11 protein-coding genes are annotated in these 13,872 nt (G+C 34.0%); 5 read left to right on the top strand and 6 right to left on the bottom strand.

The genetic code is table 11. From position 1 onward, the window contains the following. Nucleotides 1–16 precede the first annotated feature (16 nt). The 3 genes from prfA to CHB80_RS08625 are packed head-to-tail and all read left to right on the top strand — an operon-like array spanning nucleotide 17 to nucleotide 2,718. Nucleotides 17–1,096, top strand: coding sequence for a peptide chain release factor 1 (prfA, locus tag CHB80_RS08635; RefSeq protein ID WP_089371047.1), 1,080 nt, complete (start codon nucleotides 17–19; stop codon nucleotides 1,094–1,096). Further along, nucleotides 1,096–1,914 (top strand): orotidine-5'-phosphate decarboxylase, encoded by an 819-nt coding sequence (gene pyrF, locus CHB80_RS08630; RefSeq protein ID WP_089371046.1) that lies wholly within the window; start codon nucleotides 1,096–1,098, stop codon nucleotides 1,912–1,914. The genes prfA and pyrF overlap by 1 nt, the downstream gene beginning before the upstream one ends. Before the next feature lie 12 nt (nucleotides 1,915–1,926). Beyond that, nucleotides 1,927–2,718, top strand: coding sequence for an ABC transporter substrate-binding protein (locus CHB80_RS08625; protein ID WP_089371045.1), 792 nt, complete (start codon nucleotides 1,927–1,929; stop codon nucleotides 2,716–2,718). On the opposite strand, the gene CHB80_RS25130 is transcribed toward CHB80_RS08625, so the two are convergent. The 4 genes from CHB80_RS25130 to CHB80_RS08610 all read right to left on the bottom strand — a co-directional run bounded on the left by CHB80_RS25130 (nucleotide 2,707) and on the right by CHB80_RS08610 (nucleotide 6,336). Beyond that, nucleotides 2,707–2,871 (bottom strand): Lacal_2735 family protein, encoded by a 165-nt coding sequence (locus CHB80_RS25130; RefSeq protein ID WP_143337081.1) that lies wholly within the window; start codon nucleotides 2,869–2,871, stop codon nucleotides 2,707–2,709. The genes CHB80_RS08625 and CHB80_RS25130 overlap by 12 nt on opposite strands. A gap of 196 nt (nucleotides 2,872–3,067) precedes the next feature. After that, entirely contained in the window at nucleotides 3,068–4,960 is a 1,893-nt protein-coding gene (locus tag CHB80_RS08620) for a zinc-dependent metalloprotease (RefSeq protein ID WP_089371044.1), read from the bottom strand. A 4-nt stretch (nucleotides 4,961–4,964) separates the two neighbouring features. Next, nucleotides 4,965–5,447 carry a hypothetical protein gene (locus CHB80_RS08615; RefSeq protein WP_089371043.1) on the bottom strand — a complete coding sequence of 161 codons (483 nt, stop codon included), beginning with the start codon at nucleotides 5,445–5,447 and terminating at the stop codon, nucleotides 4,965–4,967. 181 nt (nucleotides 5,448–5,628) lie between these two features. Continuing rightward, nucleotides 5,629–6,336 (bottom strand): DUF4197 domain-containing protein, encoded by a 708-nt coding sequence (locus tag CHB80_RS08610; protein WP_089371042.1) that lies wholly within the window; start codon nucleotides 6,334–6,336, stop codon nucleotides 5,629–5,631. Between the two features lie 32 nt (nucleotides 6,337–6,368). Here CHB80_RS08610 and CHB80_RS08605 point away from each other — a divergent pair, with 32 nt between their 5' ends. Further along, complete coding sequence (locus tag CHB80_RS08605; protein ID WP_089371041.1) at nucleotides 6,369–7,322, top strand: MBL fold metallo-hydrolase; 954 nt, start codon at nucleotides 6,369–6,371, stop codon at nucleotides 7,320–7,322. Between the two features lie 85 nt (nucleotides 7,323–7,407). Then, a complete protein-coding gene (locus CHB80_RS08600) occupies nucleotides 7,408–10,830 on the top strand; it encodes a methylmalonyl-CoA mutase family protein (protein WP_089371040.1) in 3,423 nt (1,140 codons plus the stop codon). Nucleotides 10,831–11,114: 284 nt separating this feature from the next. Here the strand turns inward: CHB80_RS08600 and CHB80_RS08595 are convergent, their stop codons facing one another. Together CHB80_RS08595 and CHB80_RS08590 are read right to left on the bottom strand one after the other, a co-directional pair. After that, nucleotides 11,115–11,480, bottom strand: coding sequence for a hypothetical protein (locus CHB80_RS08595; RefSeq protein ID WP_089371039.1), 366 nt, complete (start codon nucleotides 11,478–11,480; stop codon nucleotides 11,115–11,117). 53 nt (nucleotides 11,481–11,533) lie between these two features. Next, nucleotides 11,534–13,780 carry an ATP-binding protein gene (locus tag CHB80_RS08590; protein ID WP_089371038.1) on the bottom strand — a complete coding sequence of 749 codons (2,247 nt, stop codon included), beginning with the start codon at nucleotides 13,778–13,780 and terminating at the stop codon, nucleotides 11,534–11,536. Nucleotides 13,781–13,872 lie beyond the last annotated feature (92 nt).

The raw sequence follows: 13,872 nt of genomic DNA, 5'->3' as shown, positions 1-13,872 counted from the left end.
CAAGCAGAAGGCAATTATGTTAGAAAAATTACAGATAGTAAAACAACGTTTTGATGAAGTGAGTGATTTAATCATTCAACCAGATATTATATCTGATCAAAAGCGATATGTTCAGCTCAATAAAGAATACAAAGATTTAAGAGCGCTTATGGATGAGCGCGCAAAATATATAGAGTATACAGATAACCTTACCGAAGCAGAAGAGATTATTTCTGATGGGAGTGATGCAGAGATGGTCGAAATGGCTAAAATGCAAATGGATGAGGCAAAATCTGCTATTCCAGAATTGGAAGAGAAAATCAGAATGATGCTTATTCCTAAAGATCCAGAAGATGCTAAAAATGTCGTGGTAGAAATACGTGCTGGAACTGGAGGAGATGAGGCGAGTATTTTTGCTGGAGATTTATATAGAATGTATACCAAGTATGTAGATGGTAAACAAGGATGGAGTCACAGTACTGTTGATTTTTCTGAAGGAACTTCAGGAGGGTTTAAAGAAATCCAATTTGAAATCACTGGAGAAGATGTATACGGGACGTTGAAGTTTGAAGCTGGCGTACACCGTGTACAACGTGTACCACAAACAGAAACACAAGGACGTGTTCATACAAGTGCTGCTACTGTAATGGTACTTCCTGAAGCCGAAGAATTTGACGTACAAATCGAAATGAAAGATGTACGTATAGATTTCTTCTGTTCGTCAGGACCTGGAGGACAGTCGGTAAATACTACCTATTCTGCCGTACGTTTAACACATATTCCTACAGGCTTAGTGGCACAATGTCAAGATCAAAAATCACAGCATAAGAATAAAGAAAAAGCCTTTAAAGTATTACGCTCACGTTTGTATGATCTTGAGCTTGCTAAGAAACAAGAAGAAGATGCTGCAAAGCGTAACTCCCAAGTAAGTAGTGGAGACCGTAGTGCAAAGATTAGAACCTACAACTATCCACAAGGGCGTGTAACAGATCACCGTATTGGATTGACATTGTATGATCTTCAAAACATTGTAAATGGAGATATCCAGAAGATATTAGATGAGTTACAATTGGTAGAAAATACAGAGAAGTTAAAAGCAAACGAAGGCGAATTATAATGACCACTCAAGAACTTGTTAGTCAAATACATAAAAAAAAATCTTTCTTAGTAGTAGGATTAGATACTGACTTGGATAAAATTCCAAAACATTTATTAAAAGAAGAAGATCCTATTTTTGAATTTAATAAAGCAATTATTGATGCTACACAAGATTTATGTGTAGGTTATAAACCTAATATTGCTTTTTACGAAGCCTACGGACTTGAAGGATGGAAGTCTTTAGAAAAAACAATCAATTATCTTAATGATAACTACCCTGAGCAGTTTACAATTGCTGATGCAAAACGAGGAGATATCGGAAATACATCTACCCGATATGCAAAAGCATTTTTTGAAACGCTTAATTTTGATTCAATCACCATTGCTCCTTATATGGGGCGTGATTCTGTAGAACCTTTTCTTGCCTTTGAAGGAAAACATACGATTGTACTTGCATTAACTTCTAATAAAGGGGCATTTGATTTTCAAACACAAAAAATTGGAAACCAAGAGGTCTATAAAAAAGTACTAGAGACTTCAAAAACGTATGAAAACAGTGATCGTTTGATGTATGTGGTAGGAGCTACAAAAGCAGAATACCTAACAGATATACGTGCTATCATTCCTGAATCTTTTTTATTAGTTCCTGGGGTAGGCGCACAAGGTGGTAGTCTTGAGGAAGTTTGTAAGTATGGTATGACAAAAGATATTGGCCTTTTAGTAAATTCTTCTAGAGGGATTATTTATAAATCTCAGGAAGAAGATTTTGCACAAGCAGCACGTGAAGCAGCAAAGAGTATGCAAGAAGCCATGCAAGCAATTCTCCAAACGCTTTAATACATTTCTTTAATGGAGTTTATAGACCAATTAGGAAGAGTATTTCAATTCTCTAAAACTCCTAAGCGTATTGTTTCCTTAGTACCTAGTCAAACAGAATTATTGGTAGATTTAGGGTTACGTGATCATATCATTGGTCTCACAAAATTTTGTGTACATCCAGTGGGCCTCATCAAAGAAAAGAAGGTTGTTGGTGGGACAAAACAGATACATATAGATAAAGTAAAAGCATTACAGCCTGACATCATTCTTTGTAATAAAGAAGAAAATACCGAACAGATTGTACGTGATATGGAAATGATAGCTCCTGTGCATGTTTCTGATATTAAAAATTTAGAGGATGCACTTTCGCTCATTACAATGTATGGAACTATTTTTCAAGTGGAGCAAATAGCTACTAGTTTAGTCAAAAATATTCAGCGTAAATACCAAGATTTTCAGAAAGAGATCCCTAGTGTAATGCCTCGTAAAAAAGTAGGATATTTCATTTGGAAAGACCCTTGGATGGCAGCTGGGGCGGATACGTTTATTAATTATCTATTAGGAGTGTGTCATTTTGATAATGTATTTTTATCTGAAGAAGGGAGATATCCAGAGATACAATTAAATCAACTTCAAAATCTAGATTATATCTTTTTGTCTTCAGAACCATTTCCTTTCGCTGAAAAGCACATAAAAGAAATTACGCCATATACCAATGCGAAAATAGTGCTGGTAGATGGAGAATATTTTTCTTGGTATGGGAGTAGGCTATTGGGAGCTTTTGATTATTTTAAAAAATTACGTCTACAGCTAGAATTGTAAAAATTTTAATTTCTGATCTAGTTGTAGCGCTTCATATGTCAAAACATCACTTAAGCTAGAATCGGTGTATCTAATATTATATGCCTCTTCGATAAGCCGTTTGTGTTTCCTTTCCAAATATTCTTTAAATCGAATATGTTTTGTAGTTGTCATTGCTTGGTTTGTATTGGGTTACTACTTGGGGCTTATTAAATTTACGTAAAAAATTGATGTTTAGATGTTTAATGTTTTAAAATTAAATACTTGTACATTCTGAAATAAATATTTATAACTGATTAACTAATAGCTTTATGCACAAAAACCACACTTATTACAAGTGTGGTTTTAATAATTTAAAAACAATTTTTAATTAGTTTATAATGATTTTTTTGATGACAATTTTTCCTTCAGAAATTACTCTTAATATATAAACACCTGTTTTTAAATTTCTATAATTTACTTTAAATACCTGTTTTTCTTGTAAACTTACTTTATATAATGGCATACCACTTAAGTCCAGAAGTTCATATTCTAGTTGCTTTAATTCTTTATTTATTGCTACACTAAATTCTCCATTAGAAGGGTTTGGGTATATGTTTACGTCAAATGTTGGTACATCATCAGTAGGAATAGCAGATTGTGTTTGTGCATCTACATCTTCATAATCCAAACAATCATCTACTATAATAGCATCAAATTCAGAGTTGGATGAAACATCAAAACCTGGGAGTAGTTGGATATATTCTTGTGCTACATATATGGCTTTGGAGTTATTTACAATATCATTATCTGCTTGTATTTGTAATGCTTGATAAAAGGCATTGTAATCTACGGGAGTCTCATCAGAAATTCTATGAAATATGTAGCGATTTGCTTGACAAAATGTAAGTTCATTAAAACAATCTATATGTTCTATAATCCTATCTCTGATACGTTGACCAGGTTGTACGCCAAATCCTCTAACGAAGTTATAATCCCTCCATTCATTTTCACCACCACCAGAGGCCATAATGGTATAATAAGCAGGATTTGGACCATTATAACAATTATTTGCATCACCATTAGGGCCAGCATCTAATGCTGTTCCATTTCCATTCCAAATGCAACTACGAGTATGTGGAGAACCAAAGAGATGCCCCAATTCGTGTAGAAATATAGTTAAGCGAGGATGTATACTTGGCAATTCATAACCTGAAGGTAACGGCGCAGGAATTAACCCAACACCCATTCTGGAAGTATTTGGATTATCACAAAACCCTCCAATAGTCGCGGCTCTACCAGCGGCAAAGCAACTATTATTTACAAACAAATAGGCATAATCACCATTATACACATTTGCTCGTTCATTTTGAAATTGAGCTAAATAATGAGAGGTCGCACCTTCGCAATATACTTGCCCATTGTAAGTTATTTCACCTGTCATACCAGGCCCAGGGAAAACAGTTGTTGGGTTTGTCCATCCAAGTGTTTCTACTTTTACTTCAGAAACCCACATCGTAATTTCTTCATTAGCAAAAACCATGGCGCTTTGATTAAATTGAGAGAGCATAATGCTTATTGTCTGACTAACAGAACCATTACCAACGTTTGGATTCATAAAGACAGCATTATTTGCTTCTAACGAAATACGAATGGGATGTCGTTGTATGCGGATATCTGTATTTTTATTTTGTGGCGTGTAATTTGCTGCATTATCATTTTCTTCATCTGTCATTCCACATTCAAGACTTTCTGTAGATGCTACTTCTTTATAGAAGATATACATTCCCTTTCCGGCATCTTTCAAAGGGATAAGATTATAGTTACCATTAATACCAGAGAAATAACCATATATTTCATCATTGAAAAAAGATATAGCAACTTGTGTTTGTTCACCCGAAATACTACCCCAATAATGACTTCCTAAGCTTTCAAGATCAAAAACCTGTTTCCCATCACTAGTAAAACCTTTGGCTCCATCTTCAATGATATGAGATTTCATTAATAGAACAGATATAGGTTTATCACGACCACTTGGAGATGGTAATGTAAATGCAAAGTCTTTTTTATCATCATTCATAAACTTACCAAATCGCGATTCGTTAAGTTGTAAAATGTACCCTTCCTGTTTGGGGGATAAGTATTGACTAGCTATTGATTTATTTGTAGATACCTCAAATAAATCAATCACTTCTGTAGTCAATGACTGTTGTCCAAACCCTAAAGCTGAAAAGCTTAAGAAAATAAATATCCCTATACTTTTTATAAATATATTATAACGCATACGTCTATTCCTTTTTTAAAGTTTCGATCTCTTTATTCAATGCTATAACATAGAGGGTGAGTTCTTCTATTTTTTGCAATAGTAGCTTATTCATTTCTCCAAGATCAATTCCTTCTTCAGCAACTGTAGCAGCAGATGGAATATCTTTTAGATGTCCATTTTGTTGTATAAATGCTTCCACTTCTGCAAGTGTAGGTAGACTATATTCTTTTTCAAATACGTAATCTGCCCATCCATTATATACTTTGACAGAGGTAGCTCGCATGCTTCCATTTACTGAAAGTTTATAGGTAAGAAATCCATCTGTAGTAGAAGAGGTTCCAATAGCTACATTACCATTTCTCCATGCTAAGGCGTTATTACTATTGCTCCCTAACCATTGAGCATCTGCAGGTACTGGATCATTTAAATTACTCTGACTTGTTGTTTGAGAAAATAAACTAGAGGTTGTAAAAACAACACATAAAAGGAAAATAATTTTTTTCATAATTATAAGGTTTTAGTTATTAATTCCTTATGAAATTAAAAAACCAAAACCCATATAACTATAGCTATTTAGTATGTGTAAGCTTTCCTTGTATATGCGCAAATAAATAATTCAAATGCGACATTTTACTCGTTATTATTTGTAAAATTTTAAGAGAGTACAATGATTTACAGACTTTTAATTAGTCTTGTAATGCAAAAACACGTTTTAAAAGATCGGTAGTTCTAGAAGTATATTTTGTACGTATTTGTTTTTCTTCAACAGCGATCATTTTATAAACCCCTTTTAATGCCTCTTGAGTTACATAATCTGTAAGATCAGGATTTACATTATTAGTTAACGGGATATTATTGTATCTAGTAATAAGATTTTCCCATATCTGATCAGCTCCAACTTTATTAAAGGAGTTCTTGATAACAGGATTGAATTTACTATACAATGCTTGCTCTGTTCTTGAAGTTAAATATTGTGTAGCAGCATCATCACTACCTAGTAAGATATTTTTAGCATCAGCAAACGTAATTCCTTTTACAGCATCTATAAAGATTGGAGTTGCTTCCTTTACAGCGTCTTCAGCTGCTCTGTTTAATACTTTTAACCCTTCATCTGCAAGACTTCCTAATCCTATATCTCGCAAAGTCTTATCCACTTTACGAAGCTCTTCTGGAAGTAATATTTTTGTTAATTCGTTTTTATAAAACCCGTCTTTAGCGGTAAGTTTTGATACTTGTTTATCAATTCCTAATTGTAACGCTTCTTTTAGGCCATTACCTATTTGTGATTGCGAAAGGACATTCCCTCCATCTTGTGGAAGATTATTAACAACTTGTTGTAATTCTGCACATGAACTTAGGCAGATGACCATACATAGGGCGATAAACTTTTTCATTTGGGTATCTTTGATATAATTTCAGTAAAGATATGAATTTAAGATTTTTGATAATACCTATATCGCTATTCATTTTGAGTTGTGGTGATACCTCTAAAGAAGTACAAAAACCTATACCATCTCAAATAGAAAATGAAGTATACCTAAAAATACTCGGAATTGCTCAAGACGGCGGAATGCCCCATATTAATAATCCTAAAGAATTTAATGATGTAGCAAACAATCTACGTGCCCAAGAATTAGTAGTAAGCCTTGGACTGATAGATAAAGAACAGCAGAAGAAATACCTATTTGAAGCTACGCCAGATATGCCACAACAATTGCACCTTTTGGGAGAAGAACTCCCTACAGCTACTATTATAGACGGTGTTTTCTTAACGCATGCACATATAGGACATTATACAGGCTTAATGCATTTTGGCAGAGAAGCCATGGGAAGCAAAGGCATTCCTGTGTATGCGATGCCAAAAATGAAAACTTTCTTAGAATCCAATGGCCCATGGAGTCAGTTAGTCACTTTAAAGAATATAGAAATTCAGTCTATGCAAGAGGATAGTCTTATTACGCTTTCGCGAAAGCTAAAGATTACTCCATTCCTAGTGCCGCACAGAGATGAGTTTTCTGAAACCGTTGGATATCGTATAGAAGGCCCTACAAAAACAGCTTTATTTATTCCAGATATTAATAAATGGTCCGTATGGGAGAAATCTATTGTAGAAGAAGTAAAAAAAGTAGATTATGCATTTATAGACGCAACATTTTTTTCGGAAGGAGAAATCCCAAGACCTATGAGTGAAGTTCCGCATCCCTTTATAGATGAGACAACACTACTTTTTAAAGAAGAAAATAAGACAGTAAAATCAAAGGTTGTTTTTATACATTTTAATCATTCTAATCCTGCATTAAGTGTCAAAAACGCAAAGCGACTTACCTTAGAAGAAGAAGGCTACCGTTTTGCAAACCAGGGAGAAATTTTTGGATTGTAACAATAAATTATATGATTATAAATAAATCGGCAATTTTATTGAATATTACGTAAATTTGCATCCATAAAACACCCTTTTTTTGAAGATGAAACAAGCCACACCATATACTCCAAAATATAAAGTTCGTATAGTTACTGCAGCCTCTCTTTTTGATGGGCATGATGCCGCCATTAATATTATGCGTCGTATCATACAAAGTACAGGAGTAGAGGTTATCCATTTAGGACACGATAGGAGTGTAGAAGAGGTCGTTAATACGGCAATTCAAGAAGATGCTAATGCCATTGCATTAACCTCATATCAAGGAGGACATAATGAATATTTTAAATATATGTATGACCTTCTTAAAGAAAAAGGGGCAGATCATATAAAAATCTTCGGAGGTGGAGGAGGTGTTATTCTTCCAGAAGAAATTAAAGAATTAATGGATTACGGTATCACCCGTATCTATTCTCCAGACGATGGTCGTGAGATGGGATTACAAGGAATGATTAATGACCTTGTACAACAATCTGATTTTCCAGTAGGGGACCAATTAAATGGAGAAGTCAATCATTTAACAGAGAAAAACCCTAGAGCTATTGCAAGAGTGATCTCAGCAGCAGAAAACTTTCCAGAGGTAGCTGCTGAAGCTTTAGAAACTATTCATAAAAAAAATAAAACCTCATTGACGCCTGTATTAGGAATTACAGGTACAGGAGGAGCAGGAAAGTCTTCATTGGTAGATGAACTTGTACGTAGGTTCTTGATTGATTTTCCAGAAAAAACCATAGGTCTTATTTCTGTAGATCCTTCCAAACGTAAAACAGGAGGGGCTTTACTAGGAGATCGTATTCGTATGAATGCAATTAATTCTCCAAGAGTATATATGCGTTCTTTAGCAACACGCCAAAGTAACCTTGCTCTCTCTAAATATGTTGCAGAAGCTATAGAAGTACTCAAAGCTGCTGAATATGATTTGATTATACTAGAAACCTCTGGTATTGGACAATCAGACACAGAAATTCTAGAACACTCGGATACTTCACTATATGTAATGACTCCTGAGTTTGGTGCTGCTACACAATTGGAGAAGATTGATATGCTTGACTTCGCAGATCTTGTAGCTATTAATAAATTTGATAAACGAGGTTCATTAGATGCACTTCGTGATGTCAAAAAACAGTATATGCGTAATCATAACCTTTGGGATACGCATCAAGATGATTTGCCAGTATTTGGAACGATAGCTTCTCAGTTTAATGACCCAGGAATGAATACCCTCTATAAGAAAATTATGGAGAAGGTAAATGAAGTAAATGAAGCAAATCTAGAATCTACATTCGCTATCAGTAAAGAGATGAGCGAAAAAATATTTGTAATTCCTCCATCTCGTACACGATATTTAAGTGAAATTGCAGAAAATAATAGAGCGTATGACGCTTCCGCGAAAGCGCAACAGGAAACAGCACAACGTTTATATGGGATTTATAAAACCATAGAGACCTTATTAAATGCAAAACCTCAATTAGATAAATCTGGTGTTACTTTTGAAACCACAGAAGAAATCACTCAAGAAGATAAAGACCTAATAAAACTCTTAGTCGCACAATTTGATCGTGTAAAGCTAAACCTTGATCCTTACAATTGGGAAGTAATTACCGGATGGGATGAAAAAGTAAATCGTTATAAAAGTCCTGTTTATACATTTAAGGTAAGAGATAAAGAGATTAAAATAGATACACATACAGAATCGCTATCACATACACAGATTCCTAAAGTAGCTTTACCTAAATATGAAGCTTGGGGTGATGTATTGCGATGGGTATTACAAGAAAATGTACCAGGAGAATTCCCATATACTTCAGGACTATATCCTTTTAAGCGTACGGGAGAAGATCCTACACGTATGTTTGCAGGAGAAGGAGGACCAGAGCGTACCAATAAACGTTTTCATTATGTGAGTTTAGGAATGCCGGCTAAGCGCTTAAGTACAGCTTTTGATAGTGTAACGCTATATGGAAATGACCCAGGACATCGTCCAGATATCTACGGGAAAATAGGAAACGCAGGAGTAAGTATCTGTTGTCTTGATGATGCTAAAAAATTATACTCTGGTTTTGATTTAAGCCACCCAATGACATCAGTAAGTATGACCATTAACGGTCCAGCACCTATGTTATTAGGTTTCTTTATGAATGCAGCTATCGACCAGAATTGTGAGAAGTATATTAAAGAACATAATCTAGAAGAAGAAGTAAACGCTAAGATTGAAGCGATATATAAAGGAAAAACTAGACCAAGTTATCAGGGAGAATTACCAGAAGGGAATGACGGATTAGGATTGATGCTTCTAGGTGTTACAGGTGATCAAGTATTACCTGCTGATGTGTATGCTACGATTAAAACAGAAACACTAGCACAAGTACGTGGAACTGTACAAGCAGATATCCTTAAAGAAGATCAAGCACAAAACACATGTATTTTCTCTACAGAGTTTGCATTGCGACTCATGGGAGATGTACAAGAATATTTTATAGAACAAAAAGTACGTAACTTTTATTCGGTATCTATTTCTGGATATCATATTGCAGAAGCAGGAGCTAACCCAATTACGCAATTGGCATTAACACTGGCTAATGGATTTACCTATGTAGAGTATTACTTAAGTAGAGGTATGGATATCAATAAGTTTGGCCCAAACCTTTCGTTCTTCTTCTCTAACGGGATCGATCCAGAATACGCAGTGATAGGACGCGTTGCACGTAAGATATGGGCAAAGGCCATGAAAAATAAGTATAATGCTAACTCACGTGCACAAATGCTTAAATATCATATTCAAACCTCTGGACGTAGTTTACATGCACAGGAGATTGATTTTAATGATATTCGTACGACTTTACAAGCATTGTATGCGATTTATGATAATTGTAACTCATTACATACCAATGCGTATGATGAAGCTATTACAACGCCTACAGAAGAAAGTGTACGTCGTGCAATGGCCATACAATTGATCATCAATAAAGAATTAGGGCTTGCTAAAAATGAAAACCCAATTCAAGGTTCATTTATCATCGAAGAGCTTACAGATCTTGTAGAAGAAGCGGTACTGATAGAATTTGATCGTATTACAGAACGAGGCGGAGTACTAGGAGCAATGGAAACCATGTATCAGCGTAGTAAAATTCAAGAAGAAAGCTTGTATTATGAAACGTTAAAGCATACTGGTGAATTCCCAATTATAGGGGTAAATACATTCTTAAGTAGTAAAGGAAGTCCTACAGTTCGACCAGCTGAGGTCATTAGAGCTACCGAAGATGAAAAGCAATATCAAATCACAATGCTTGAAAGTTTACACCAAGCAAAAGCTGATAAAATTGATAGTGAGATTACAAAGATTCAAGAGGCTGCTATTTATAATGAAAATATCTTTGAGCACCTTATGGAAGCTACAAAAGTATGTTCATTAGGACAGATTACAAGCGCTTTATTTGAAGTAGGAGGGCAGTATAGACGAAATATGTAAGCAGCGAGCATCTTTCTCTAAGCGAAACGCTATAGAAAGATTGCGAGTCGCTTATCCCAAACTTGTTTTGGGATCTCATATTAGCAGTTGGATGTTTTTAAACTACCCTTGGTTGCTCTTTATAATTAGTGAATCGCTTATCCCAAACTCGTTTTGGGATCTTATAAATTCAACGTAGAAACTTTCCAAGAAATTTTTATGCGTATATACGCTTTCGCGAAAGCGTATACCAATACATCTCTACTATAAAAATAAAATGAAGAACTGACTTTTGTACTATTGATTTAATCCCTTACTAAAATAGCTCGTAAAGAACCTAAATCATTGTTTTCAAAATTGGCTTCTATTTCATAGGTATAATTACCTCCACGAATTAATGATTCTCCTACAAAATCAATGGGTTGAATAAAAAGGGTATCTTGATTAGCGACTAATTGTACAAACATATAGCTGTATGAAGATTCAAAAGTTTGATATTCAGAAACTTCTCCAGCTTCTAGATCTTCATAAGAAATGCCATTTCTTATAGTAATATTAGTATAATCAAACTCACTAATATTTGCGAGTCGTATTTGCACTTCCGTATCATCATCAGCAGTACAGCTAATTGCTAGTATTGAGATTAAGAAAAAGAATAATTTGTATTTCATATCATCATTTTTAGAGTAGATGCAGAAATGTGAAAAAGGTTGTGTGGAAAGTATTAAGATTCTTCAGATTCATTAATATTTAAATACTTCTTTATAATTATTTTTAGGGTGTCAAAATCAATGGGCTTACCTAAAAATTCATCGAGACTACTTTCTGATGTAAAACTTTCGTTTTCTAATGTAGCGCCAGCAGTAACGGCAATAATAGGTGGTGCTTGTGTTTTATACTTCTTGAGTGATTTTATGAGTTTAGCAGCTTCAATTCCTCCCATCACAGGCATATTGATATCCATGAGAATAAGATCGTAGGTATTTTTCTTAAATAACGCCACTCCTTCTTTTCCATTGGCGGCTATGTCACAGCTAATATGGAGCTTAGATAATAAGCGTTCCAATACTTTTTGATTAATTTTATTATCCTCAACAATCAATACATGTGTGTTTTCTGGGTTATTAGATAGTGCAACTTCAATTTTCTTAGACACTTCTTTTCTAACTTTAGATTCTGCCTTCTTAAGCGGTAAATCAAAATAGAATGTGGTGCCTTTTCCAAGACTACTTTCTACACATAATTTACTACCCATTAGTTTTAGTAAATTATTTGATAATGACAGTCCTAATCCAGCGCCATCAAACTTTCGTGTTTTAGAATTATCACCTTGTTCAAAAGAAGTAAGTAGTCTATCAAAGTCTTTTTCATCCATTCCTATACCAGTATCCTTTACAATGAAACGTACATGTTGGATGTTATCTGAAAAATTAAGGTCTTCCAGTGTGATTACTATTTTACCTTTTTGCGTAAATTTAATAGCATTTTTCATCAAATTGATGAGTACTTGCTGTATGCGTAGAGAATCTACATAGACATTATAGTTTGTATCGCTATAATTATGATATTCAAAGTTTAATTTTTTTTCTCTAGCTTGATATTCAAAAATGCGCATTAATTGCGAAATATCTTGTTCGAGATTAACAGATCGTTCTTGGATTTCTAAATTCCCAGTTTCTAATCTAGAATGATCTAAAATCATGGTAATTAAATCTGATAGTTGATGTACAGATCTATCTACAATAGAAATATATTCCTCCCGTTTTTGTGTAGATTCATCAGATGACTTTAGTAAATGTAACATTCCTTGAATACCATTAAGCGGTGTTCGCATTTCATGGCTCATTTTTGATAAAAACTGCGTCTTATAATTTGCATTATCGGTTGCTTTTTTTGCAGTGATTTCAAGTTCTTTTATGGTATTAATGAGGGTGTCTTTTAATTTTTGATAACTAGAAAAAAGAGAATCTATTTCTAGAATAGAGTTATCTGATTTTATTTCTTGGGTATCCTCAAAGTCGCTTTCTATAAACTGCGCAATATTCGTATTAAGTGTTTGGACTCCTTTGGTAAGGTTTTTAGAAAGATAAAAAACAAGTAATACCATGATAAATGCTAGTAAAATACTAGTGATAGAGGTTGCTGTTATTTGTGTTGTTTTCTTTGATTCGATTCCTTTACTTGTAGCAATGCTAATATCTGAAAGGTCTTTTTGTATTGTACTATGAAGTGTGGTGATCTTTTCGTGTAAGCCATCATTAGAGTAATACCCTATTTCATCATTAAGGGCTACTAATGTTCTAAAATCTTCTTGATACCCTCTCAATAAAATGCGTATACTATCATTTAAACGGGCATTTTCTAATAGCTGACTTGATAAGAAATTAAAATCACTATAGTATTGTTTTTCTCCTCGTAATAAAAAGTCTTTTTCGTAATTACGTAGTTTTAAAAGGCTGATTTGATCAATATGACCACCATCAATAAGCAATTGTGCTTTTTCTTGCATTTTACCTTCTATCCCAAAGTTTTTATAGCCTCTACGTTCCATTTTCGCGACAAGCGTAAGAACCTCTTGCCGAAGTGATTTATAATTATCTGTGATTGTTTTAATATCTAGTGGGATATCAATACTTGATGCCTGATCCTTTATGGTTTCTAATTGTTCAGGTATAGATCTTAGATTAGCGAGATAGATATATAGGGAACTTGCTTCTGATTTGTCATAAAATGCAGCATCTCTATATCCTGTATAAAAAAAGGTGTTATAGTTATCAATATTTGCATTAAACTGTTTTGAAACATCCAATATTTCTATAGAGATTGTATCTGAGATCGTATCTTTTCTATGGATATAAAAATAGGATGCTACCCATATAATTAAAGAAGCTAAAAATGTCAAAAATGAAAGAATAGCCTTAGATCTAAAAGAACGAAAGCGTAGTTTTTCAATAATTGAATAGTAGGACATGGTGCATCATAATTTTGGTTAAAATACAGAAAAAAGAGGATTGTACTCATTTTAAGGCAAAGAAACTCTTTTCATATACTTGATGAACCTTG

The organism is Dokdonia pacifica, assembly GCF_900188275.1.
Taxonomy (GTDB): Bacteria; Bacteroidota; Bacteroidia; order Flavobacteriales; family Flavobacteriaceae; genus Dokdonia; species Dokdonia pacifica.
The sequence above is the reverse complement of the archived record's forward strand: the minus strand, read 5'-3'. Positions and strand labels throughout refer to the sequence as shown.